24 protein-coding genes are annotated in these 22,476 nt (G+C 61.0%); 14 read left to right on the forward strand and 10 right to left on the reverse strand.

All coding sequences use genetic code 11. From position 1 onward, the window contains the following. Nucleotides 1-9 precede the first annotated feature (9 nt). The 5 genes from hutI to FHX06_RS11400 are packed head-to-tail and all read left to right on the forward strand — an operon-like array spanning nt 10 to nt 5,897. The gene (gene hutI / locus FHX06_RS11380) at nt 10-1,269 is read left to right on the forward strand and encodes an imidazolonepropionase (protein WP_183879306.1); all 1,260 of its coding nucleotides are present in this window, start codon (nt 10-12) and stop codon (nt 1,267-1,269) included. Then, nucleotides 1,266-2,801 carry a histidine ammonia-lyase gene (gene hutH, locus FHX06_RS11385; protein ID WP_113211049.1) on the forward strand — a complete coding sequence of 512 codons (1,536 nt, stop codon included), beginning with the start codon at nt 1,266-1,268 and terminating at the stop codon, nt 2,799-2,801. The genes hutI and hutH (FHX06_RS11385) overlap by 4 nt, the downstream gene beginning before the upstream one ends. Nucleotide 2,802: 1 nt before the next feature. Next, complete coding sequence (gene hutG, locus FHX06_RS11390) at nt 2,803-3,603, forward strand: N-formylglutamate deformylase (RefSeq protein WP_183879309.1); 801 nt, start codon at nt 2,803-2,805, stop codon at nt 3,601-3,603. 17 nt (nt 3,604-3,620) lie between these two features. Continuing rightward, nucleotides 3,621-5,309, forward strand: coding sequence for a urocanate hydratase (gene hutU, locus FHX06_RS11395; protein WP_183879311.1), 1,689 nt, complete (start codon nt 3,621-3,623; stop codon nt 5,307-5,309). 3 nt (nt 5,310-5,312) lie between these two features. Continuing rightward, on the forward strand, nt 5,313-5,897 hold the full coding sequence (locus FHX06_RS11400; RefSeq protein ID WP_183879313.1) for a HutD family protein: 585 nt from the start codon (nt 5,313-5,315) through the stop codon (nt 5,895-5,897). A 50-nt stretch (nt 5,898-5,947) separates the two neighbouring features. Here FHX06_RS11400 and hutC read toward each other — a convergent pair whose 3' ends face one another. Then, nucleotides 5,948-6,703 (reverse strand): histidine utilization repressor, encoded by a 756-nt coding sequence (gene hutC, locus FHX06_RS11405; RefSeq protein WP_112542070.1) that lies wholly within the window; start codon nt 6,701-6,703, stop codon nt 5,948-5,950. 176 nt (nt 6,704-6,879) lie between these two features. Here hutC and FHX06_RS11410 point away from each other — a divergent pair, with 176 nt between their 5' ends. The 6 genes from FHX06_RS11410 to solA all read left to right on the forward strand — a co-directional run bounded on the left by FHX06_RS11410 (nt 6,880) and on the right by solA (nt 12,702). Continuing rightward, the gene (locus FHX06_RS11410; protein WP_113115537.1) at nt 6,880-7,722 is read left to right on the forward strand and encodes a transporter substrate-binding domain-containing protein; all 843 of its coding nucleotides are present in this window, start codon (nt 6,880-6,882) and stop codon (nt 7,720-7,722) included. 105 nt (nt 7,723-7,827) lie between these two features. Continuing rightward, complete coding sequence (locus FHX06_RS11415) at nt 7,828-8,553, forward strand: ABC transporter permease (RefSeq protein ID WP_183879315.1); 726 nt, start codon at nt 7,828-7,830, stop codon at nt 8,551-8,553. Between the two features lie 10 nt (nt 8,554-8,563). After that, on the forward strand, nt 8,564-9,268 hold the full coding sequence (locus FHX06_RS11420; RefSeq protein ID WP_183879317.1) for an ABC transporter permease: 705 nt from the start codon (nt 8,564-8,566) through the stop codon (nt 9,266-9,268). A gap of 27 nt (nt 9,269-9,295) precedes the next feature. Next, a complete protein-coding gene (locus FHX06_RS11425; RefSeq protein WP_183879318.1) occupies nt 9,296-10,072 on the forward strand; it encodes an ABC transporter ATP-binding protein in 777 nt (258 codons plus the stop codon). Further along, complete coding sequence (hutH, locus tag FHX06_RS11430; protein ID WP_183879320.1) at nt 10,069-11,562, forward strand: histidine ammonia-lyase; 1,494 nt, start codon at nt 10,069-10,071, stop codon at nt 11,560-11,562. Before FHX06_RS11425 ends, hutH (FHX06_RS11430) begins: the two co-directional genes overlap by 4 nt. 9 nt (nt 11,563-11,571) lie before the next feature. Beyond that, a complete protein-coding gene (gene solA / locus FHX06_RS11435) occupies nt 11,572-12,702 on the forward strand; it encodes an N-methyl-L-tryptophan oxidase (RefSeq protein ID WP_183879322.1) in 1,131 nt (376 codons plus the stop codon). A 40-nt stretch (nt 12,703-12,742) separates the two neighbouring features. Here solA and FHX06_RS11440 read toward each other — a convergent pair whose 3' ends face one another. After that, nucleotides 12,743-12,988, reverse strand: a complete 246-nt coding sequence (locus FHX06_RS11440; RefSeq protein ID WP_112542210.1) for a hypothetical protein — start codon at nt 12,986-12,988, stop codon at nt 12,743-12,745. 376 nt (nt 12,989-13,364) lie between these two features. Between FHX06_RS11440 and FHX06_RS11445 the strand changes: the two genes are divergently transcribed. Next, on the forward strand, nt 13,365-14,423 hold the full coding sequence (locus tag FHX06_RS11445; protein ID WP_018115404.1) for a LysR family transcriptional regulator: 1,059 nt from the start codon (nt 13,365-13,367) through the stop codon (nt 14,421-14,423). On the opposite strand, the gene FHX06_RS11450 is transcribed toward FHX06_RS11445, so the two are convergent. Beyond that, a complete protein-coding gene (locus FHX06_RS11450; protein ID WP_112542063.1) occupies nt 14,389-14,616 on the reverse strand; it encodes a hypothetical protein in 228 nt (75 codons plus the stop codon). The two genes, FHX06_RS11445 and FHX06_RS11450, sit on opposite strands and share 35 nt — an antisense overlap. Then, nucleotides 14,613-15,098 carry a hypothetical protein gene (locus FHX06_RS11455; protein WP_018115406.1) on the reverse strand — a complete coding sequence of 162 codons (486 nt, stop codon included), beginning with the start codon at nt 15,096-15,098 and terminating at the stop codon, nt 14,613-14,615. The genes FHX06_RS11450 and FHX06_RS11455 overlap by 4 nt, the downstream gene beginning before the upstream one ends. 152 nt (nt 15,099-15,250) lie before the next feature. On the opposite strand from FHX06_RS11455, the gene FHX06_RS11460 reads away from it, so the two are divergent. Further along, nucleotides 15,251-15,451, forward strand: coding sequence for a hypothetical protein (locus FHX06_RS11460; protein ID WP_018115407.1), 201 nt, complete (start codon nt 15,251-15,253; stop codon nt 15,449-15,451). 49 nt (nt 15,452-15,500) lie between these two features. Beyond that, a complete protein-coding gene (locus tag FHX06_RS11465; protein WP_018115408.1) occupies nt 15,501-15,854 on the forward strand; it encodes a helix-turn-helix domain-containing protein in 354 nt (117 codons plus the stop codon). A gap of 121 nt (nt 15,855-15,975) precedes the next feature. Here the strand turns inward: FHX06_RS11465 and FHX06_RS11470 are convergent, their stop codons facing one another. The 6 genes from FHX06_RS11470 to FHX06_RS11495 form a co-directional block, all read right to left on the reverse strand. Next, nucleotides 15,976-16,917 carry a dihydrodipicolinate synthase family protein gene (locus FHX06_RS11470; protein WP_018115409.1) on the reverse strand — a complete coding sequence of 314 codons (942 nt, stop codon included), beginning with the start codon at nt 16,915-16,917 and terminating at the stop codon, nt 15,976-15,978. Between the two features lie 157 nt (nt 16,918-17,074). Next, nucleotides 17,075-17,779, reverse strand: coding sequence for a GntR family transcriptional regulator (locus FHX06_RS11475; protein WP_183879324.1), 705 nt, complete (start codon nt 17,777-17,779; stop codon nt 17,075-17,077). A gap of 135 nt (nt 17,780-17,914) precedes the next feature. Further along, nucleotides 17,915-18,688 (reverse strand): FadR/GntR family transcriptional regulator, encoded by a 774-nt coding sequence (locus tag FHX06_RS11480; RefSeq protein WP_029616509.1) that lies wholly within the window; start codon nt 18,686-18,688, stop codon nt 17,915-17,917. A 105-nt stretch (nt 18,689-18,793) separates the two neighbouring features. Next, complete coding sequence (araH, locus tag FHX06_RS11485) at nt 18,794-19,750, reverse strand: L-arabinose ABC transporter permease AraH (protein ID WP_018115412.1); 957 nt, start codon at nt 19,748-19,750, stop codon at nt 18,794-18,796. Between the two features lie 17 nt (nt 19,751-19,767). After that, complete coding sequence (gene araG / locus FHX06_RS11490) at nt 19,768-21,273, reverse strand: L-arabinose ABC transporter ATP-binding protein AraG (protein ID WP_113211039.1); 1,506 nt, start codon at nt 21,271-21,273, stop codon at nt 19,768-19,770. Between the two features lie 69 nt (nt 21,274-21,342). Continuing rightward, nucleotides 21,343-22,326 carry an arabinose ABC transporter substrate-binding protein gene (locus FHX06_RS11495; RefSeq protein ID WP_113148023.1) on the reverse strand — a complete coding sequence of 328 codons (984 nt, stop codon included), beginning with the start codon at nt 22,324-22,326 and terminating at the stop codon, nt 21,343-21,345. Nucleotides 22,327-22,476: the final 150 nt, after the last annotated feature.

The following is a 22,476-nucleotide window of genomic DNA, read 5'->3' on the forward strand; positions in this document are numbered from 1 at the left end:
GTAAAGCTGATGAGTGGGAACAAATTTTCCGGATCGGGCCGCAATTCCAGCGCTCGCTCGCTATGGCGCAATGCGCGCCTTGCGACGTTGCGGGAGGATCTGCCGGGCCTTGGCATTATCGAAAAAGGCGCCGTCGTCTGTGAAGGCGGGCGCATCCTTTACGCAGGGCCGGAAGCCGAACTGCCGTCCTGGCTGATCGAGGCGGCCGACATTACCGATCTCGAAGGCCGCTGGGTCACGCCCGGCCTCGTCGACTGCCATACCCACATCGTCTATGGCGGCAACCGCGCGCGGGAATTCGAGATGCGGCTCGAAGGCGCAACCTATGAAGAAATCGCGCGCGCCGGCGGCGGCATCGTCTCCTCGGTGAAGGCAACCAATGCGCTGTCCGTCGAAGGACTCGTCGAGGCCGCCCTGCCGCGGCTCGACACGCTGATCTCGGAAGGCGTGACCACCATCGAGGTCAAGTCCGGCTACGGGCTCAATATCGAGGCGGAACTGAAGATGCTGCGCGCCGCGCGCGCACTTGCAGACCACCGGCCGGTAAGGGTCATCACCTCCTATCTCGGCGCCCATGCAACACCCGTCGAATACAAGGGACGGAACCAGGATTACATTTCCGATGTCGTCCTGCCGGGCCTGGAGCGGGCACGTGCCGAAGGCCTCGTCGACGCCGTCGACGGTTTTTGCGAAGGCATCGCCTTCTCAGTCGACGAGATCGCGCGGGTCTTCGACAAGGCCCGTTCGCTCGGTATTCCCGTCAAGCTCCATGCCGAACAGCTCTCCAATCTCGGCGGCGCGAAACTCGCAGCCTCCTATGGTGCGCTTTCGGCCGATCATCTGGAATATCTGGATGAAGATAGCGCGCAGGCAATGGCGGCGGCCGGCACGGTTGCGGTTCTGCTCCCGGGTGCCTTCTACGCCATCAACGAGAAGCAGAAGCCGCCGGTTCAGGCCTTGAGGCAGGCCGGCGTGCACATCGCCATCGCCACGGACAGCAATCCCGGCACCTCGCCTCTCACATCGCTGCTGCTCACCATGAACATGTCGGCGACGCTGTTCAGGCTGACGGTGGAGGAATGCATCGCCGGCGCAACCCGCGAAGGCGCCCGTGCACTCGGCCTGCTTAGCGAGACCGGCACGATCGAGGCCGGCAAGTCTGCTGATCTGGCGATCTGGGATATCGAAAGCCCCGCCGAGCTCGTCTACCGCATCGGCTTCAACCCACTTCACGCACATATTTTCAAGGGCCAGAGGATCGACCGATGACCATTACCCTCCATCCGGGCTCCGTCTCGCTGCAGGATCTCGCAACGATTTACTGGACCTGCGTCCCGGCAAAGCTCGACCCATCCTTCGACGCCGGCATCATCAGGGCGGCGAACCGCATCGCCGAGATCGCCGCCGGCAATGCGCCGGTCTACGGTATCAATACCGGCTTCGGCAAACTCGCCTCGATCAAGATCGACAGCGCCGATGTGGCGACGCTCCAGCGCAACCTCATCCTGTCGCATTGCTGCGGCGTCGGCGAACCGCTGCCGGAAAATGTCGTGCGCCTCATCATGGCGCTGAAGCTTGTTTCGCTCGGCCGCGGCGCCTCCGGCGTGCGTCTGGAGCTTGTGCGGCTGATCGAAGCGATGATGGCGCGCGGCGTTATCCCGGTCATTCCGGAAAAGGGCTCGGTCGGCGCTTCCGGCGACCTTGCGCCGCTTGCCCATATGACAGCAGTGATGATGGGCCATGGCGAGGCGTTCTTCGGGGGCGAGAGGCTGCATGGCGCAACCGCGCTGCTCAAAGCCGGGCTGCATCCCATCGTGCTCGCCGCCAAGGAAGGCCTGGCGCTGATCAACGGCACGCAAACCTCGACCGCGCTGGCGCTCGCCGGTCTCTTCCGCGCCCACCGGGCGGCGCAATCGGCGCTGATTACCGGCGCCATGTCGACGGATGCCGCCATGGGTTCGTCCGCACCGTTCCATCCTGACATTCATACGCTGCGCGGTCATCGGGGTCAGATCGATACGGCAGCAGCACTTCGCGCCCTGCTCGAAAACTCGCCGATCCGCCAGAGCCATATCGAAGGCGACGAGCGCGTGCAGGATCCCTACTGCATCCGCTGCCAGCCGCAGGTCGACGGCGCCTGCCTCGATCTGCTGCGCTCGGTTGCACGCACGCTGGAAATCGAGGCCAATGCCGTGACGGACAATCCGCTTGTGCTCTCGGATAATTCGGTCGTCTCCGGCGGCAATTTCCATGCAGAGCCCGTTGCCTTCGCCGCCGACCAGATCGCGCTCGCCGTCTGCGAGATCGGTGCCATTGCCCAGCGCCGCATCGCGCTGCTCGTCGATCCCGCCCTTTCGTACGGATTGCCGGCCTTCCTTGCCAAGAAGCCAGGGCTCAATTCCGGCCTGATGATTGCCGAAGTAACGTCCGCGGCGCTGATGAGCGAAAACAAGCAGATGTCGCACCCGGCTTCCGTCGATTCGACGCCGACATCGGCCAATCAGGAAGACCACGTCTCCATGGCCTGCCACGGCGCACGCCGGCTTCTGCCGATGACCGACAATCTCTTCGCCATCGTCGGCATCGAAGCGTTGACCGCAGCGCAAGGCGTCGAGCTTCGCGCGCCGCTTGCGACCAGCCCCGAACTGACGAAAGCAATCGCCGCGATCCGTAACGTCGTGCCCTCGCTTGAGGAGGATCGCTACATGGCAAATGACCTGAAGGCGGCCAGCATTCTCGTTGGCGGCGGTGCTCTCAACGCATCCGTTTCAAGCGGCATCCTGCCGGCTCTGGAGGTCTGACATGTCTGTTTTCGAGGTCAAGCAAGGCACCTCCCCCGTCATCCTCGGCTTTCCGCACACGGGCACCGATGTTCCCGCCGATATCTGGGAGCGCCTGAACGAGACCGGCCGGCTGCTTGCCGATACCGACTGGCATATCCACCATCTCTATGACGGCCTGCTCGACAACCCAACCGTCGTGCGCGCCACCTTCCACCGCTATGTGCTGGACGCCAATCGCGATCCCGCCGGTACGAGCCTCTATCCCGGCCAGAACACGACCGGGCTGATCCCGGAGACGGATTTCGACGGCAAGCCGATCTGGAAGACCGGGGCAGAACCAACCGAAGCCGATATCGCCGAACGACTGCGCACATACCATGCGCCCTACCATGCCGCCCTTGCGGCCGAGATCGAGCGGGTGAAAGCCATCCACGGTGTCGTCGTGCTCTACGACTGCCATTCCATCCGCTCGCACATTTCCTTCCTCTTCGACGGGAAGCTGCCGGATTTCAATATCGGCACGGATATGGGCAAGACCTGCGATCCGGCAATCGAACAGGCGACCGTCGCCATTGCCGCGGCTGCGACGGGTTATGACAGCATTCTGAACGGCCGCTTCAAGGGTGGCTGGACGACCCGCCATTACGGCAGGCCGGAAACCGGCGTTCACGCCATCCAGATGGAGCTCGCCCAATCAACGCATCTGACAACCGAAGCATCGCCCTTCGCCTATGACGACGCCAAGGCTGACAAGCTGCGCATCCATCTCAAATCTATCCTGACGCGGATCGAAGAGATCGCGCTCGGTCTGAAACGCTAAAACAAGGGAACATCATCATGACCGTAAACCCGCGCCACAATATCCGCGACGTCCGCGCCCCACGCGGCGATCAGCTCAACGCCAAGAGCTGGATGACCGAAGCGCCGCTGCGCATGCTCATGAACAATCTTGACCCCGACGTCGCCGAAAACCCGCATGAGCTTGTCGTCTATGGCGGTATCGGCCGCGCCGCCCGCACCTGGGACGATTTCGACCGGATCACGGCAACTCTGAAGACGCTGAACGAAGACGAGACACTGCTCGTTCAGTCCGGTAAGCCGGTCGGCGTGTTCCGCACCCACAAGGATGCGCCGCGCGTCCTGATCGCCAATTCCAATCTCGTGCCGCACTGGGCGACCTGGGATCATTTCAACGAGCTCGACAAGAAAGGCCTTGCCATGTACGGCCAGATGACGGCCGGCTCGTGGATCTATATCGGCACGCAGGGCATCGTGCAGGGCACCTACGAGACCTTCGTCGAAGCCGGACGCCAGCACTATAATGGCAATCTTAGGGGTAAGTGGATCCTGACCGGCGGCCTCGGCGGCATGGGCGGTGCCCAGCCGCTCGCAGCCGTCATGGCCGGCGCCTGCTGCCTTGCCGTCGAATGCGACGAGACCCGCATCGATTTCCGCCTGCGCACCCGCTATGTCGACGAAAAGGCCCATACGCTGGACGAGGCGCTGGAAAAGATCGAGCGCTGGACCAAGGCTGGTGAAGCCAAGTCGGTCGGTCTTGTCGGCAATGCCGCGGAAATCTTTCCGGAATTGGTGCGTCGCATGGAGGCCGGTGGCCCGCGCCCCGATATCGTTACCGACCAGACCTCCGCCCATGATCCACGCAACGGCTACCTGCCGGTTGGCTGGACCGTTGCCGAAGCCAAGGCCAAGCGTGAAAGCGATCCGAAGGCGGTCGAAGCCGCAGCCCGCGCCTCGATGAAGGCCCATGTCGAGGCCATGGTCGCCTTCTGGGACGCTGGTGTGCCGACGCTCGACTATGGCAACAACATTCGCCAGGTCGCCAAGGACGAGGGTCTCGAAAACGCCTTCGCCTTCCCGGGCTTCGTGCCGGCCTATATCCGCCCGCTCTTCTGCCGCGGCATCGGCCCCTTCCGCTGGGCGGCCCTCTCGGGTGATCCCGAAGATATCTACAAGACCGATGCCAAGGTGAAGGAACTGCTGCCCGACAACAAGCACCTGCACAACTGGCTCGACATGGCCAGGGAGCGCATCGCCTTCCAGGGCCTGCCGGCCCGCATCTGCTGGGTCGGCCTCGGTGACCGCCATCGCCTCGGCCTCGCCTTCAACGAGATGGTCAGGAACGGCGAGCTGAAAGCCCCCGTCGTCATCGGCCGCGACCACCTCGATTCCGGTTCCGTCGCCTCACCGAACCGCGAGACGGAAGCGATGAAGGATGGCTCGGATGCCGTCTCCGACTGGCCGCTTCTGAACGCGCTGCTCAACACCGCGTCGGGCGCCACCTGGGTATCGCTGCATCACGGCGGCGGCGTCGGCATGGGCTTCTCGCAGCATTCCGGCATGGTCATTTGCGCTGACGGTACTGACGATGCGGCACGTCGCCTCGGAAATGTTCTCTGGAACGATCCGGCGACCGGTGTCATGCGCCATGCGGATGCCGGCTACGACATCGCCATCGACTGCGCCAAGGAAAAGGGCCTGCGCCTGCCCGGCATCCTCGGGAACTGAGCCATGAAAATCCTGCGCTCTGCCGATCACAAGCGCATGCCGTGGAAGAACGGCGGCGGCGAAACGGTGGAAATCGCCATTTCGCCTCAGGGCGCAGGACTTGCCGATTTCGACTGGCGAATCAGTATGGCGACGGTCGCCTCCGACGGCCCTTTCTCAGTCTTTCCCGGGATCGACCGCACGCTGTCGATCCTGGAAGGGAATGGCATGCGGCTCCTGATCGAGGGGCGTGATCCGGTGGTCCTGACGCGGGAAAGCGATCCGCTTGCCTTTGCTGCAGATATTGCGGTCTCGGCAACGCTGCCTGATGGAGCGATCACCGACCTGAATGTCATGACCCGACGCAGCACGCTCCGGCACGCTGTTGCGCGGATCGAGATCGATGGTGAGAAACGGGAGGAGTTTTCGCGAGGGAGCTTCATGCTCTTCTGCGCCAACGGAACCGTGACTGTTGACGCAGGTCCGGAGAGGATCGAGCTTGGTGCCGGTGATGCGTTGTTATTTGAGGAAGGCAGAAGCGATGGGCTCAGCCTCGACGGCCGGGCGCTTTGCTACGCCATTTCAATCGGCTGGGCGGAAAAGCAATGACACCTTCCGGCAATAGGGCCCTTTCGCGACAGGTTCCATATACAACTGGATCACTCCTCGAACATTTTGCCGCTACGCGTTTCCAGTCTGTAGCGATGTCCGGGATAGACGAGACGCGCGGTCGAAACCACCTGACGGGCCGACCAGGTGCGACGGCGAATGGCGAGGCACGGTTCGCTCTGCAGGATTGTCAACAGCTTGCATTCCCAAGCGCGCGGTATCACAGCCTCGACGATATGCTCCGATGCACTGAGCGGCGCTGCCGCCGTCAGATAGGCATTGGGCGTCAAGGTCGAAAAGTCCTGCGCCAGATAGTCGGGCGCCGCTCCCGGATTGACGAAGCGGTCCTCGATCTGCACGGGCACGCCGTTCTCGCTGTGGACGATCAGCGAGTGAAAAACCGGCGCGCCGATATCGAGTTCGAGCGCGTCGGCAACCTCCGGAGAAGCCGTCTCTTCGGCCAAAACGATGACTGTCGCTTCATGTGTGTGGCCACGCTCGGCGATCTCGTCGGCGATATTGCGCACCTCGAAGAGCGCCGAATAGCCCTTGCGCTCCGCAACGAAGGAACCGACACCCTGGATGCGGAGGAGTTCGCCTTCGTTCGCCAGTTCCCGGAGCGCTCGGTTGGCGGTCATCTTGCTGACGCCGAGCTCCACCACCAGCTCGTTTTCCGAGGGCACGCGGTGTCGCGGCGGCCATTCGCCGCTGCGGATCCGGTCGAGAATGACCTGCTTGACGCCAGCATAAAGCGGGCCACCGTCATTTTCCGCCAGTTCACGCTTCATCTCGCCGGAACGCTTCATTGCCTATTCCCTTTGCACCGGTGGAATCTGCCTTCTAAATCGACTTTCCACTTGCATAACACAAAATATCTCATATGGTACCCTATACAACCTGCCGATCAAAAAATAGCAGGCAAGCCGGCGAAGATCGGCATTCATACCGCAAGGTCTGTCCAATCTCAGAGGAGATCACATCAATGAAGCTCAGCACGATTCTTCTTTCCTGCGCGATGACGGCAGCGGCCTTTGCGGCGCCTGCCTCTGCCAAGGACTGGACGAAGGCGACCATCACGCTCGAAGGCGCCTACGCCCCCTGGAACCTCACCAATGCCGACGGCACGCTCGGCGGCTTCGAACCGGAACTCGCCAAGGTTCTGTGCGAACGCGCCAAGATCGAGTGCACACTGGTCGCATCCGACTGGGATGGCATGATCCCGGCCCTGAATGCCGGCAAGTTCGATGTCATCATGGATGCACTGTCGATTACAGAAGAGCGCAAGCAGGTCATCGATTTCACCGTTCCCTATGCAGCAACGCCAGCAGCCTTCGCGACCGCCAAGGATAGCCCGCTTGCGAATGCTGCCGGCACCGGCGCAATTATCAAGATGACACCTGGCCAGACCGGCGTGAAGGAAATCGACGCGCTCAAGGAAGTCTTCAAGGGCAAGACGATCGGTATTCAGGCTGCGACCGTCTATGCCAAGTTCGTCTATGACAATTTCGGCAGCATCGCCGAGATCCGCGAATACAAAACGGGCGCCGACCGCGACCTCGACCTGCAGAACGGCCGTATCGACCTTGGTTTCGACGACGCCGTCTATTTCGCTAATGCCTTTGCTTCCGCCAACGACACGCTCGCCTTCACCGGCCCTGAAATCGTAGGCTCGATCTGGGGCGAAGGCGAAGGCCTCGGCATCCGCAAGGCCGATACTGACCTGCGCGACAAGTTGAGCGAAGCGATCAAGTCCGCACTCGCCGATGGCACGGTCAAGAACCTCTCGATGAAATGGTTCAAGGTCGACGTCAGCCCGCAGAACTAAGCTTTCGACGCAAAGCCGCGTTCCGTGGTCTCCGCTTTCTGATCGGGGACCACGTGCTATTCTGACCGCCCGTCATTTTGACGACGACAGCGCTGGGGAAGGCCCATGGCGACACTCGAACTCATCGGATTCGGTTCAACCGGGTGGGGAGCGTTTTTGCTTCTCGGCCTGTTGCTGACATTAAGTGTCACCGCCACGGCGCTGGCCATCGGCGCCGTGCTCGGCGCGATCATCGCCGGGGCGAAGCTCTCCGGAAACTTCATCCTCGTCACGATCGGCCATATCTACACAACCGTCTTCCGCGGTGTGCCTGAATTGCTAATCATCTACCTGATCTATTTCGGCGGCTCTACGGCGATCACCGCCATCGGCCAGTCCATGGGCTATGAGGGCTTCCTCGGCCTGCCGTCCTTTGCTGCCGGTGCGCTTGCCGTCGGCATCATCTCCGGCGCCTACCAGGCGGAAGTCTATCGCGGCGCCTATCTTGCCATTTCCAAGGGCGAGCTCGAGGCTGCCTCGGCAATCGGCATGCATCGCGGGTTACGCTTCCGCCGCATCGTCATTCCACAAGTCCTACGCTTTGCCATTCCCGGCCTTGGCAATGTCTGGCAGCTCAGCCTGAAGGATTCCGCGCTGATTTCCGTCACCGGCCTTGCCGAGCTGATGCGTTCGAGCCAGGTTGCGGCCGGTTCGACCCGACAATATTTCCTGTTCTACATTGTCGGCGGCGCTCTCTACCTGATCCTCACCAGCCTGTCGGACCGCGTCTTCAACGGCGCCGAGCGCAAGGCCAATCGCAGCATGCCGGCTTCGGCCATGGGCCAGGCTTAGGGAGGACCAAATGGATATCGCCTTCCTTTCCAGCACTATGGTCACGCTGCTCAAGGCTGTGCCGACGACGCTGATCCTGTTCTTCCTGTCGATCTTCTTCGGCGGGCTGCTCGCGCTCGTCATCGTTTCCATGCGTGTCAGCGGCAATCCGATCCTGTCAGGCTTCGCCAAGGGCTATATTTTCGTCTTCCGCGGCTCGCCGCTGTTGATCCAGATGTTCCTGGTCTTCTACGGTCTCGGCCAGTTCGGCGTCATCCGCTACTCCTTCCTCTGGCCCTTTCTGCGTGAGCCAATGGTCTGCGCGGTGCTGTCGCTCGCACTCTGCACCGCCGGCTATTCCGCCGAGATCTTCCGTGGCGGCATCCGCGCCGTCTCGCCGAAGGAAATCGAGGCGGCCCGCGCCATCGGCATGTCCGGCTTCCTGATGGTGCGCCGCATCCTGGCGCCGATCGCTTTCCGACATGCGCTGCCGGCCTATTCGACCGAAATCGTCCTGATGATGAAATCGACTGCACTTGCCAGCCTGGTGACGGTCTGGGAAGTGACGGGCGTGGCGCAGCGGCTGATCTCGCAGACCTACCGGACGATGGAAGTGTTCCTCTGCGCGGCCATCATCTACCTTGTTTTGAATTTCGTTATCCTGCAGGCCATGGCCCTACTGGAATATTGGCTTTCCCGTCATCGCCGCGCCATTCCGCCGGCCTTGAAGGCTTGAACCCGACTGAACGTGATTGGAGCTTCCATGCCCGGCGTAACCCGACTTTCGGTCCGCAATATCAGAAAGAGCTTCGGCACCCATGAGGTGCTGCGCGGCATATCGCTCGACGCTCAGGACGGCGACGTGATTTCGCTGCTCGGCGCCTCCGGCTCCGGCAAATCCACCTTCCTGCGCTGCATCAACCTGCTGGAGATCGCATCCGATGGTGAGATCTGGGTCGACGGCGAACATATCGAGATGATCCACAAGAACGGCAAGACGAAGCCGGCGAGCCAGAAGCAGGTCGATCATATCCGCTCCGAACTCGGTATGGTGTTCCAGTCCTTCAATCTGTGGTCCCACATGACCATCCTGCAGAATGTCATCGAAGGGCCGGTCCATGTCTTGAAGCGGCCGCGGGCCGAATGCGTTGCCGAAGCCGAAGCGCTGCTCGAAAAGGTCGGAATTGCCGACAAGCGCCATGCCTACCCTGCACATCTTTCCGGCGGCCAGCAGCAGCGTGCAGCAATTGCCCGCTCGCTCGCCATGAAGCCGAAGGTGATGCTTTTCGACGAACCGACCTCGGCGCTCGATCCGGAACTAGTGGGTGAAGTCCTGCGCGTCATGCGCGCGCTTGCCGAAGAGGGCATGACCATGCTCGTCGTCACCCACGAAATGAGCTTTGCCCGCAATGTGTCGAACCGTGTGGTCTTCATGCGCGAAGGGCTGGTCGAAAGCAGTGGCACGCCGGACGAAATGTTCGGCGGCGGCGCATCACCGGCCTTCCGCCAGTTCATCGGCCATTTCGGAAACGGCCAATGATCATCACCATCGATAAAGTTGTCGGCTGGCGCGATATTGCACGCGTGGCTGAGGGGGAGACGCTTGCCCTATCGCAAGCGGCCTGGGATCGTGTCGCGCATGCGAGCCGCATCGTCGAGCGCATCGTCGAGAGCGGCGTCAGGGCCTATGGCATCAATACCGGTGTTGGCGCGCTTTCGGACACCGTGGTTGACCGGGCCTCGCAGAGCCGGCTGTCACGCAATATCATTCTCAGCCATGCTGTTGGCGTCGGAGAATTGCTGGCGCCGCGCGAGGTGCGCGCCATCATCGCCGCACAGATTGCCAATTTTGCCCACGGGCATTCCGGCGTGCGCCCCGAAATCGTCCGCCATCTCGCCGCGTTTCTCGAAAAAGGTTGTATTCCCGACGTTCCCTCCAAGGGTTCGGCGGGCTACCTCACCCATAATGCCCACAACGCGCTGGTGCTGATCGGCGAAGGCAGCGCCCGCATCAAGGGAAGCCCTATGAGCGGCCGCGATGCGCTTGTCGCCATCGGCCTCGAGCCGTTGGTACTCGGCGCCAAGGAGGGCCTGAGCCTCGTCAACGGCACGGCCTGTGCGACCGGTCTCGCAAGCGTTGCGCTCGCACGTGCCGAGCGGCTGCTCGACTGGGCCGATGCGATCGCAGCACTGACGCTTGAAGCGGCCGGCTGCCAGGTGGCGGCCTTCGATGCAACTGTTCTCGCCCTGCGCCCCTCCAGGGGCATCGCCGGCGTTGGCGCTTCGCTGCGCGCCCGACTTGCCGGCAGCGGGCTGATATCAGCTGCGACAGGCAAACGAACGCAGGACGCCCTCAGCCTGCGTTCGATCCCGCATGCCCATGGCGCTGCGCGCGATGTCTTTGATGCCTCGGCCCTCGTTGTTGATCAGGAACTTGCCTCCGTCACCGACAATCCCGCCATATCGGGCACGCCGGAGGAGCCGGTCGTATCCTCCGAGGCACATGCCGTAGCCCCTGCCCTCGCGTTGGCTGCCGATGGCCTTGCTACGGCGCTCGCACAGATTTCCGCGATGAGCGAGCGGCGTATGGACCGCCTCGTCAATCCGTTGGTGAGCGGCCTGCCGCCTTTCCTCGCAAGCGATGCCGGCAGCAATTCCGGCTTCATGATCGCGCAATATACGGCAGCAGCCCTTGCCAACGAGAACCGGCGGCTCGCCGCACCGGCTTCCACTGATGGCGGCGTCACATCGGGCCTCCAGGAGGATTTCCTGGCGCATCCGACGGCCGCCGCCAATAAGCTTCTCGCGCTGATCGACAATGCCGAATACATTCTGGCGATCGAATTGATGGCGGCTGCACAGGCGCACGAATTCCTTGTCGGCACCGCATCGAGGGCAGCGGGAACGGATGCAATCTATAAAGCGGTGCGCGCCATCGTCCCTGCCTATGCCGATGATCGGCCTCTTTCGCGTGACATCGAGGCCCTGCGCGGGTTTCTGCGCGAGGCCGCTGCACCGGCAATTCCCTGAGGAGACTTCATGAACGCCAGCTTCGACGTCGCCGTTATCGGCCTCGGCGCCATGGGGAGTGCTGCGCTCGCCTTTCTTGCGGATCGCGGTGTCAAGGCGATTGGTTTTGACGCGTATTTCCCCGCCCATGCGTTGAGTTCGTCGCATGGTGACAGCCGCCTTATCCGGCTCGGTTATTTCGAAGATCCTTCCTATGTGCCGCTGCTCAAACGCGCCTATCAGAACTGGCGATCGCTGGAAGCGCGGCTGCGCACCGATATCCTGACGATCACGGGCGTGCTGCAGATCGGCGCCCCCGACGGCAAGGTCGTCGGCGGTACGCGTGCCTCCTGCGAGCTGCACGGTCTTGCCCATGAGGCGCTGGACAAGGCGGAAATGGCGCGGCGCTTTCCAGCCTTCCAGCTAGATGACCACGAGATCGGCCTGCTTGATCCGCAGGGCGGCTATCTTCGCCCCGAAGCCGCAGTCATGGGCTATCTGAAGCTCGCCGCACAGGGTGGCGCGGTTCTGCACTTCGGTGAGAAGATCACGGCAATCGAGCCCGATGACGGCGGCGTGACAATCATCTCCGAGACCGGACAGTATCGGGCAAGAAAGATCGTGGTGGCGACCGGCTCGTGGATTGCCGAACTCGTGCCGCAGCTCAGGCGGGCAGCCGTACCGATCCGTCAGGTGGTCGCCTGGTATCAGCCGCAGGATGGTTTTGCCACTCAGCCGCAGAGGATGCCCTGCTTCCTGCGGGATGAAGGTACGGAGGGCTCCTATTTCGGTTTCCCGGCCATCGGGGTTGACGGCGTGAAGATCGGCAAACACGCACATTTCCGCGAACCGATCGATCCCGACCAGCCGAACCCGCCCGTCAATGACGCCGACAGGGCCCTGCTTGACGGATTTATCAGAAAGCGGGTTCCGGGCGCGGCCGGCCTTCGCGTGAAGGCAACGACCTGCCGTTATACGATGCTGCCGAGCGAGGATTTTCTTCTAGACCACATGCCCGGCGAAAAGAACGTTGTCGTTGCCTCGCCCTGCTCCGGCCACGGCTTCAAGTTCACGAGCGTCATCGGCGAAATCCTGGCGGATCTTGCCATCGATGGGCAGACCGACCTCCCAATCAACGCCTTTTCCTTTGCAAAGATCTGAACACAGCTCCTGCGACCCTCGGAAGCTGGTGATGATCACGTCAGTTCGGGACAGCGTGTAGATGCGGCCTGTCGGCAATTTCCCGCTTCTCGCGGATGAGGTTGAGGAAAGCCCGCTCATCCAGGTTCTCGGCATCAAGCCCTTCCCAATCGAGCGCCGTCTGCATGAGCGCCATGTCCATCAGCCGCACGAGATCCATGAGCTCCAACGATGAGGCGCTCTTTCTCGCCGCAGAAATGAGACGGAAAAGTCGCAGAAATCCCACCGGACCATTGCTGTCATTCATATCAGAAATTCCATCGGCCATCGCCTTGATTTGCCTCCGAGCCTGGCGAAAGTTTCGCGATCGAGCAGGTCCGCCTGCATCGATCTCGAAACGGAATGTTGAATCGGATCTTGCCCGCTACGAAAACGCTAACACACCCTATGAGTTGCGTAAACGAAATGCTTTATGCGATTGTGGATAGATAAACGATAGCATTTCCCGATCTCCGAAGTATATCTACACACCCTATAAGTAGCGTCCCAAAAGTTGCGACTAGAATTAGCGATCGCGACCACTAAACGGCGACCGGCGCACCGATAAGCTGCGATTCTTCAACAATTGCCCGTAATCCCAGATTAAGTATATTGTTGCGCCTCCACTAATACGCGAGACGGTCGTGAACAAACCCTTCCCTCCTCTTCCATTCGGCAGCGAACGTGCCGATCTGGATAAATCGCCACTCGAAATCAGGGGTCTGCTTTCGCAGCCAATCTGGCGCGAGCTCAGAACCTTTCTCGCCGTCGCCAAAAGCCCTTCCTTTGCCCAGGCAGCTGAGCTGCTCGGCACGAGTGCGCCGACGGTCAGTCGCGACGTGAAGCGCCTCCAGGACCAGATCGGTTCGCAGCTTGTCATCTCGACCTTTTCCGGCGTCACGCTGACGGAAACCGGGCGCAAACTCGCCATCCAGGTTGCAGAGCTTGATTTCCAGCTGTTTGCCCTTTCCAACGACCTGAAGGACGAGATGGACGCCGTTACCGGACGGGTTGCCGTCAGCGTAACATCCGGCCTCGCCGTCGCCATCGTCGGTCCCGCCGTGCCCCGTCTGAACGACAACTATCCCCGGCTCAACCTCGACATCCGGGAACAGGTGTCGCTCGTCAACTTCGAGAAGAACCAGGCCGATCTGATGATCTCGCTCTCGCCGATTTCGCGGGCGGATGTCGATTGCGTCGAGATTGGCACTCTTCATCTCGTTCCGATTGCCAGCCGTGATTATCTGAAGAAATCCGGGGTTCCGCAGCGCCAGTTCGTTTCCCAGCATGTCTACGTGCAGTGCAACTATTATGCTTCCGAACGGGAGATCTGGGATGGCTGGCGCCGCCTTGTCGAAGCCGGCCACCAGACGCACAATTGCGAAAATTCGCTCGCCTATTTTGCTCTCGTCCGTAACGGCGCCGGCGTGGGGTTGCTCGGCAACTACGTGCTTGCAGATCCTGAACTCGTGCCGCTTGACCTCGGCGTGCATGTCGCCCTGCCCATCTATCTGATCTCGGTTGCCAATCGACGGCAATCGAGGCCGGTAGCCGCCGTCTATGACTGGATTGTCGATATCTTCAGGAGCAATCCGTCGTTCAGCACCGGCCTGACCTTCCCGTCCGGGCAGCATGAGCAGGAAGAAAGCCTGCGCAAGATGCTCGAAACTATCGCCCCTCCGCCGCCTTCACAATTTGGCTGAGCTCTTCCGAAATCGAAAGATAGGCATTCGCGACGTCCTCCAGGAAGCCGGCCAGCTCAATCGGCTGTACGGTCGGATCATTGATGAGACGACGTACCATTTCGGTGTGGAGTTTCGTGCGCGTCAGGATTTCTTCCTGTAGCGCAGCCGTTGCGGACCTGTCGCCCGCATTGCCAAAACCTGCCATTGTCATGCTGTCTCAAACGAACTTGGGGCGTCCCATTGACCTTCGACGCGCAACAGCAGGGCGCTGCTGCTTTCCATGGTAATCGGATCAGATGATGCGGGGATCGTGCCGACGACGGTCAGATAGGGCTCCGGATGGCCGGCGATTTCCACCGGCGGGCTGTCGACGATCTCCAGGTCGAAGAGGATGGTCCACAACCGTGCAAGACGCTGCTCCGCCTGGGTCAGAACCTTCGTATAGCCCTTGCGCGCCACATGATCGAAGGTCATCTGAATGCAACGCTTAACCGTAAAAGGGTGCCGGTACTTTTCGCGGAAGCAGGTTCGTTCATACTTGGCAAAATCAGCGAACCAGCGGATGCGAAGCGAACCAACCGGCTCTTCGCCATCATAAAAGACGAAATGCGTGGCCTGATGATCGTTGCCGTCGAAGATGAAGGAGGGCGAGATACCGTGCTCATGGACAAAGCAGATGCTTCTCAAGATCATCGCATCCCGAACGTGATCCGGGGTCGTTGCGACTTGGCATCGAAGATTAGGATATTTGTTCACCATCGGTCCGCCTCTTTGTCTGTACAACCCACTTCAACCGCAGAACGCGTGCTGCGCGAAGGACGAAGATTTCAGGGGGGATTTCAAATATGACGGACCCTGCCAGTCCGATGGCAACCATTATTGCGCTCTGTGCGGAAGGGGCACGCCGGTTCGGCGACGACCCGCGGGCCATTGCGAGCTTCGTCGAAAATGAGATTGCGCGGCTTTCCGAAACAGAACAACGGCAACTCAAAGAACAACTGACGCTTTTGACAGATGGAGGTGGACCTCAAAAGCCGATCATGTAAAGAGAGCCCGAAAGACCTGCAGTCGACGGAAGTATTCTCAAGGACAGGTATGAAAGATCAGGAACTGAATTTGGCGATCGGCCAAAGATTACGCTCGGTGCGCGCCGCTCGCGGCGTCACGCAGAGCGAACTCGCCGCGCATATCGGCGTCGCGTTTCAGCAGATCCAGAAATACGAGAATGGTACAAACCGACTGTCCGTCGCAGTCATGCTGCGGCTATGCGACTTCATGAAGGTGGATGCCGGCTGGTTCGTCAACGGCGTCGAAACGGAGGCGGGCGCTGGCGTCGAGGACGAGGCAGCCCATCTCGTGGAAGAAATCGGACGGATCTCCGATGTGAAGATCCGACGCAATCTGACGATGCTGGTCCACTCCCTGGCCGCCAGCGATGTGGCAAACTGACCGGCATCAAGCGGCCTGACCAAGGTCAATTCATTTGCCGCCGGTGCGACGCCCACCTGACAGGGCGCCGCCCGTTTTGGCCTCGCCGGAAGCTGCGGGGCCTCCGGCACTCCCGGCAGGCTCAGGCGGCGTTCGGATAACGTGCTGCGTACCAGCTCTTGAACAGGCGATACTGGTTTTCGAGATGACGGCGCTGCGAGTTGCTCAGCTTGTCGGTCTCGTTGAAGTGCAGCGTGTATTCCTTCTCGCCATTCAGCACCATCAGATACTTGTAGTGCAGCACGAGATCTGGACCTTCGTCATAGGTCGACAGAACCGTCAGCGCCTCTTCAAGCTCGCGGGCGGCGCTGCGAGCCACTGCGTCACCCTTGGCGGCCTTCTCGCAAAGCGAAACGAGGTGCAGCACTTCCTTCGGCAGCGCGTTGCCGATGCCGGTGATGGCGCCGCCTGCGCCGCAATTGACGAAACCATGATAGACGCCGGTATCGACACCGACCATCAGCGTCAGCGCATCATCGCCCGACGTGATGTTTTCGGCCGCATATGTCATGTCGCTTTTGCCGCCGAACTCCTTGAAACCGACGAGGTTCGAGAAGCGCGAGCGCAGATCGAAAAACAGATCGGCGCGCGTTGCAAAGCCGTAATAGGGGCTATTGTAGATGACTGCCGGAAGGCCCTTCGCAGCCTCCAGGATCGCCGAAAAATGATCCCGCTGGGCCGAAACGGACGAGCCACGCGACAGGACGCGCGGAATGACCATCAGTCCCTTGGCGCCGACCGCCGCGGCATGGGCGGCATGGGCTGCGGCAGACTTGGTATTGACGGCACCGGTGCCGACAATGACCGGAACGCCGGCCTCGACGAGGCGCTTGACACCCTCCTGGCGTTGTTCGTCCGTCAGCAGCGGCCAGTCGCCCATCGAGCCGCAATAGACGACGGCGGACATGCCGAGGTCGATCAATTCCTTGCCCTTGCGGGCGAGCGCGTCGAAGTCAGGGGTACGGTCATCCTTGCAGGGCGTCATCAGCGCCGGGATGCAGCCTTGGAATACGGAACCAGTCATCGTCAATCTCTCGTTCTCTGGAAACTCCCCAATGGCGGGGTTGATAAGGAATTAACAGTTTGCCGACTTCTTGTCGACAAGAAAAATACAAACAGGAATTTTCATAACCATGACCTGGGTCGGTTCCGGCGGCAGGGAAATAATCGGAAGTGAGCGGCTAGAGCGCCAGGCCGGCATTGTGGCGGGAATCGGCGGTAATGTAGGAGCGAATCTGCCGGACGATCTGGTCGGCATGGGCAGATGCGAGACTATCGGCGAGCGCCAGGTCGCGCTTGATGATCGCCTGGATCATCTCCTCGTGCTCGCCGACATACTGGCGCGGCAGGACATCGTTGAAGGAAGAATAGTAGAGCCTGAGAATGCGACGTCCTTCGTCCAGCAGCCGCGTGAAGAGTTCGACGTAATAGCGGTTGCGGCCGGCCTGCGCGATCGCGATATGGAAGTCGCGATTGGTCGAAATCATGCCGACGACATCGCGGTCGGTGACCGCAATCTCGAAGGCCTTCTGTTGAACGCGGATGACGGCGATATCACCTTCGGAGTGGTTGGCGGCTGCAAGCCGCGTCGTCACCCGATACATCAGCGTCAGCGCATCGAAAAATTCCGGCAGGCCGAGAAAATCGATGTTCGAGACGATCGTCGCGCGGTTGGTGAGCGTCGTGATCAGGCCTTCGGCGGCAAGCCGTACGAGTGCCTCGCGGATCGGTGTTCGCGATAGCGCAAACCGATCGGACAATTGCTGTTCGTCGATCGGGCTGCCCGGCGGCAGCTTCAACTCGATGATCTCGTTTCGAAGCGTCTCGTAAACCGTCGATACGCCGGAGCCGCGCCGGTGCGTTTGCAGTTTTTCGATCTCGTCCACGCTTCGGTTTTCCTTTCAAGCAGCCGAGTTTATACCCGTCTACTAGCGAATCCGTCAGGCGACTTCAAACACTATATACTTTCTGTCGGCAGACGGAATTTTGAATGTTCCTTTGCCGGACTGAGGTGTCAGCACCTATTCCTGCTTGCCCGGCTTGCTGACGCGAAGAGCGTCGCTCAACTCCATGCGGGCCGTGCCGATCAATTGCTCCATCGCAAAGCGCGCCGCATCTGGCCGGCGCATGCGGATCGCATCGAGCACGTCCTGGTGCCGGGCGATGGCGTAGTCGTGGCTCTGGCTTGCCCGGTTCGTAAGGCGGAAGCTTGCAAGCAGGGCGGCGCGGATGGCGGTGGCGAACTGGCGGAAGACCCAGTTGCCGCTCGCATTGATGATGGCGGTATGAAATTCGAGGTCGGCCTGGCTCCAGGCCTCATTGTCGCGGGCGTTGGCCGCCACCATGTCCTCGAAGGCTGCGGCGATCTGGGCGAGCTGCTTGGCTGTGGCGTTCGCAGCCGCCTGTGCGGCAGCCGCGGGCTCCAGCAACTGGCGAGCGTCGAGCAGGGAATCGTAGAAACCGCGGTCATCGCTGAATTCGAGCGTTGCATCGAGGACCAGCGGATCGAGATAGTTCCAGTTCTCGCGCGGCAGCACGCTGGTGCCGGCACGGGTGCGCGAGCGCACCATGCCGAGCGCCGAGAGATATTGCATGGCCTCGCGCAGGCTGGTGCGGCTGACACCATAGACCTCGGAGAGCTCGGCTTCATTCGGCAACAACGATCCTTCGGCAATATCGCCCGACACGATCTGGCCGATGAGCTTCTTCAAAAGCTCTTCCCGCACCGTGCGGCGTCCCTGTTCGGGTTTGGCCACCGCACTTCCCGTTCGCAGAAGTCCCGATCGCGTGCTCATAACGTCCCCCATACCGCTGGTCTTGTTGTCACCATGAGCAGCGTCATGCTTTCTCATCAATGGACAACCTCAGGCTCAGCAGGCTTCTCCCAAGAAATCCGATCATCACGCACGGCTGCCGCGCCCGGCAGCCGACGAGCGCATATTGTCGAGCAGGACGGCGATCAGCAAAATAAGACCGCGCACCACATATTGATAGAAGGCCTGAATGTTGAGCAGGTTCATGACGTTTTCGGCAATGCCCATGATCAGCACGCCGACGATCACGCCAGTCATCGCCGCCCGTCCGCCGGCAAGCGACACGCCGCCGAGCACGCAGGCCGAGATGACGGAAAGCTCAAGCCCGGTGGCCGCATTCGGCTGGCCGGAGGTGATGCGCGATGCGAGCAGGATGCCGGCGATGGCGCAGACGAGACCCTGCAGCGCGAAGATCCAGATACGCATGTTGACGACATTGACGCCGGCAAGGCGCGAAGCTTCCGGATTGCCGCCAATCGCCAGCGTGTTCTTGCCGAAGACGGTGCGGTTCAGCACGAAGCCGAAGACGATGAAGAGCAGGATCATGATCCAGATGGGCGTCGGCACCGTCAGGAAACGCGACAGCGCCAGCTGGTAGAAGGCCGGATCGTTGATGCCGACGGCGCGCCCATCGGACGCGATCAACGCGAGACCGCGGACGATCTGCATGGTGGCGAGCGTGGTGATCAGCGCGTTGATGCGGAAGCGGGCAATGACCACGCCATTGACGACGCCGACGATGCTGCCGCAGATCAGAGCTGCCAGCAGGCCAAGCGGAATGGAGCCGGTCGAGTTCGACACCATCACGGCGATCATGCCGGAAAAGGCGACAGTGGAGCCGACCGAGAGGTCGAAGTCGCGCGAGGCAAGGCAGAACATCATGGTGCAGGCAACGATCCCGATCGTCACCACGGACTGAAGGAGGCCCAGCATATTGCGTTCGGTCAGGAAGCTCGGCACGGTCAGCGAGACGATCACGAAGGCGATCGCGAAGATCACCACCAGACCCTGTTCGCCGAGAAGGATTTTTTTCAACGCGTTCATGACTGCTCTTCCTGAAATTAGATTGTGCCGGCGGCATTCTTGTCGGGCAGCGCCGCGGTCAGAATGCTGCGTTCGTCGAAATCGGCGCGCGCCACACTGGCGGCGACGCGGCCCTGGCACATGACCATGATGCGATCGGAAATGCCCATGACCTCGGGCAACTCGCTGGAGATGACGACGATCGCCATGCCGCCGGCGGCGAGTTCGTAGAGGATTTCATAGATTTCCGACTTGGCGCCGACATCGATGCCGCGCGTCGGCTCGTCGACAACAAGTACCTTGACGCCCTGTTCGGAGAGCCAGCGGCCGAGGATGACCTTCTGCTGGTTACCGCCGGAGAGATTGATGATGTCCTGCTTGCGCGAGGGTGTGCGCACCCGAAGCTTGGCAATGAACTGCTCGGCGACCGAGGCTTCCTTCTTCGGGTTCAGGACACCGAAGGGCGAGAAGTGGCGACGCGAGGAGATGGCGATATTTTCCTCGATCGACCGGCCCTGAATGATGCCGTCGAATTTGCGATCCTCCGGGCAGAGCACCATGCCGGCGCTGATCGCCGCCTTCGGGTTGTTGGGGGAAACAGCCACGCCGTCGATTGTGACGCTGCCTTGATGGCGATGGTCGGCACCATAGAGCAGCCGCGCCATCTCGCTTCGACCCGCACCGATCAGGCCGAAGAAACCAAGAATTTCGCCCTTGCGGACGGAGAAGCCGATGGGTGTGCGAAGCTTGGAGCCCGAGAGGGCCTTGACCTCGAGGCGCACCTCGCCAAGCGGCCGCTCGCGCCAACCCCAGATGTTGCTGATCTCGCGCCCGACCATTTCGGCAATGATCTGCTCGCGCGTCGTCTCGGCGACTTTGGGATGATGGGCGGCGAGCTTGCCGTCGCGCAACACCGTCAGGCTGTCGCAGAGACGGAAGATCTCGTCGAGGCGATGGGAGACGTAAAGGATGACCGTGCCCTTGGCCTTGAGCTTGCCGATCAAGGTGAAGAGAATTTCGCTTTCGCGCGAGGAGAGCGACGAGGTCGGCTCGTCGAGCGCGATCACCCGCGCATCGAGCATCACGGCCTTGGCAATCTCGACCATCTGGCGGGCGCCGATAGAAAGAGAAGACACTTTTGCGGAAGGGTCGACATCGATGCCGATCTCGTCGAGCCTGGCGCGCACCGTCTCGATCAGCGTCTTGCCGTTGATGACACCAGCCTTGCCGGGAAAACGGCCGAGCCAGAGGTTTTCGGCAACCGTCAGTTCCGGAACGAGCTGCAGCTCCTGATGGATGACGATGACGCCGGCATGGAAGGCATCGCGGACGGAGCTGTATTTCTGCTCGACGCCATCGATGAGAATGCTGCCTTCATCAGCCGATTGGTCGCCGGAGAGCACGCGGATCAGAGTGGATTTTCCGGCACCGTTTTCGCCCATCAGCCCGTGCACGGCGCCCTTTTCGACACCGAAGGAGACGTTGGACAGAGCCTGGACGCCCGGATAGCCCTTGGAAATGGAATTGAATTCGAGGAAGGCCATCATCGCTCCGTCGAGAATAGGCCCGGCGGCGGATAGCGCCGCCGGGATGAAATCATCATCGGAGGATGACTATTCGATGCCGAGGTCCTTGCGAACCTTTTCGTAGTCGCCACGAAGAGCGAGGGAACCCGAGGTCAGGGTGACCTTTTCCGGCTCCTTGCCGTTGGCGATCCAGTCATACATGTTGAGTGCGGTTTCATAGCCGTGACGCTTCGGCGAGATGATGACCGTGCCGAAGAAGCCGGTTGCGGACGGCTTCTTGAACTCGTTGATCGCCGATTCCGCACCGCCGATGCCGACGCCGATCATGTTGTCCGCGGGAATGCCGACCGATTCCGATGCGCGCACGGCGCCGAGAACGGCTTCGTCATTGAGACCGAAGGCGATCCAGTACTTCACGTCGGCATGCTTGTTGAGAACGGTGGTCGCGGCATTGAGCGCTGCTTCCGTATCCGTCTTGGCCTGCGGCGCGTCGTAGATGTTTTCGGCCGGGAAGCCGGCAGCCTTCAGAACCGAGATCGCGCCTTCGACGCGGTCGACGGCGGTCGGCAGCTGATCGTAGGAAACGCGGATCGCGCCGACATTCTTCATGTCCCAGCCGCGCTTCTTCATTTCATCGACGATTGCCTGGCCCACGCCTTCGCCGATCTTGGTGGCGGAAATGCCCATATGCGGCACGTCTTCCAGCGCCTTGCCATCGGCGCCGACCAGACGGTCGTCGACGGTCATCAGCTTGAGCTGGTTGGCGGCAGCCTTGGCAACGATGCCGGGGCCGAGCTTGACGTCAGGCGTGCAGATAATGAAGCCCTGGGCGCCCTGCGCACCGAGGTTGTCGATCGCCGACTGGACCTTCTCGCCATCTTCGGCGCCGATCTTGACGACGGTGAAACCCTTTTCCTTGGCGGCCTGGTCAGCGAACTTCCATTCGTCCTGGAACCAGGGCTCTTCCGGCTGCTTCACGATGAACCCGATCTTGACATCCTCCGCCAATACGGAGCCGGCGGCCAGAACGGCAAAGGCGCCAGCGAGGACGGCTGCTTTGAAGAAGCGCATAATCTCTCTCCCTAAATCTTGATCTGCCGCTCACTCGGCAGCGACTACTGAATATGAACAAACATCATACCAGTCAATATTTGTGTATGATTATTTCTGCGATTTCGCGGGTGAAAAGGCAGTTGAAGTCTCCGACGCGGCGCAGTTGAT

The sequence above is a fragment of the Rhizobium sp. BK512 genome (assembly GCF_014194915.1).
In the GTDB taxonomy this organism is placed as follows: domain Bacteria; phylum Pseudomonadota; class Alphaproteobacteria; order Rhizobiales; family Rhizobiaceae; genus Rhizobium.

Bases quoted from the DNA above. Each gene is read 5' to 3' on its own strand.
- hutI (WP_183879306.1), top strand. From the start codon at position 10: ATGAGTGGGAACAAATTTTCCGGATCGGGCCGCAATTCCAGCGCTCGC.
- hutH (WP_113211049.1), top strand. From the start codon at position 1,266: ATGACCATTACCCTCCATCCGGGCTCCGTCTCGCTGCAGGATCTCGCA.
- hutG (WP_183879309.1), top strand. From the start codon at position 2,803: ATGTCTGTTTTCGAGGTCAAGCAAGGCACCTCCCCCGTCATCCTCGGC.
- hutU (WP_183879311.1), top strand. From the start codon at position 3,621: ATGACCGTAAACCCGCGCCACAATATCCGCGACGTCCGCGCCCCACGC.
- FHX06_RS11400 (WP_183879313.1), top strand. From the start codon at position 5,313: ATGAAAATCCTGCGCTCTGCCGATCACAAGCGCATGCCGTGGAAGAAC.
- hutC (WP_112542070.1), bottom strand. From the start codon at position 6,703: ATGAAGCGTTCCGGCGAGATGAAGCGTGAACTGGCGGAAAATGACGGT.
- FHX06_RS11410 (WP_113115537.1), top strand. From the start codon at position 6,880: ATGAAGCTCAGCACGATTCTTCTTTCCTGCGCGATGACGGCAGCGGCC.
- FHX06_RS11415 (WP_183879315.1), top strand. From the start codon at position 7,828: ATGGCGACACTCGAACTCATCGGATTCGGTTCAACCGGGTGGGGAGCG.
- FHX06_RS11420 (WP_183879317.1), top strand. From the start codon at position 8,564: ATGGATATCGCCTTCCTTTCCAGCACTATGGTCACGCTGCTCAAGGCT.
- FHX06_RS11425 (WP_183879318.1), top strand. From the start codon at position 9,296: ATGCCCGGCGTAACCCGACTTTCGGTCCGCAATATCAGAAAGAGCTTC.
- hutH (WP_183879320.1), top strand. From the start codon at position 10,069: ATGATCATCACCATCGATAAAGTTGTCGGCTGGCGCGATATTGCACGC.
- solA (WP_183879322.1), top strand. From the start codon at position 11,572: ATGAACGCCAGCTTCGACGTCGCCGTTATCGGCCTCGGCGCCATGGGG.
- FHX06_RS11440 (WP_112542210.1), bottom strand. From the start codon at position 12,988: ATGAATGACAGCAATGGTCCGGTGGGATTTCTGCGACTTTTCCGTCTC.
- FHX06_RS11450 (WP_112542063.1), bottom strand. From the start codon at position 14,616: ATGACAATGGCAGGTTTTGGCAATGCGGGCGACAGGTCCGCAACGGCT.
- FHX06_RS11455 (WP_018115406.1), bottom strand. From the start codon at position 15,098: ATGATCTTGAGAAGCATCTGCTTTGTCCATGAGCACGGTATCTCGCCC.
- FHX06_RS11460 (WP_018115407.1), top strand. From the start codon at position 15,251: ATGACGGACCCTGCCAGTCCGATGGCAACCATTATTGCGCTCTGTGCG.
- FHX06_RS11465 (WP_018115408.1), top strand. From the start codon at position 15,501: ATGAAAGATCAGGAACTGAATTTGGCGATCGGCCAAAGATTACGCTCG.
- FHX06_RS11470 (WP_018115409.1), bottom strand. From the start codon at position 16,917: ATGACTGGTTCCGTATTCCAAGGCTGCATCCCGGCGCTGATGACGCCC.
- FHX06_RS11480 (WP_029616509.1), bottom strand. From the start codon at position 18,688: ATGAGCACGCGATCGGGACTTCTGCGAACGGGAAGTGCGGTGGCCAAA.
- araH (WP_018115412.1), bottom strand. From the start codon at position 19,750: ATGAACGCGTTGAAAAAAATCCTTCTCGGCGAACAGGGTCTGGTGGTG.
- araG (WP_113211039.1), bottom strand. From the start codon at position 21,273: ATGGCCTTCCTCGAATTCAATTCCATTTCCAAGGGCTATCCGGGCGTC.
- FHX06_RS11495 (WP_113148023.1), bottom strand. From the start codon at position 22,326: ATGCGCTTCTTCAAAGCAGCCGTCCTCGCTGGCGCCTTTGCCGTTCTG.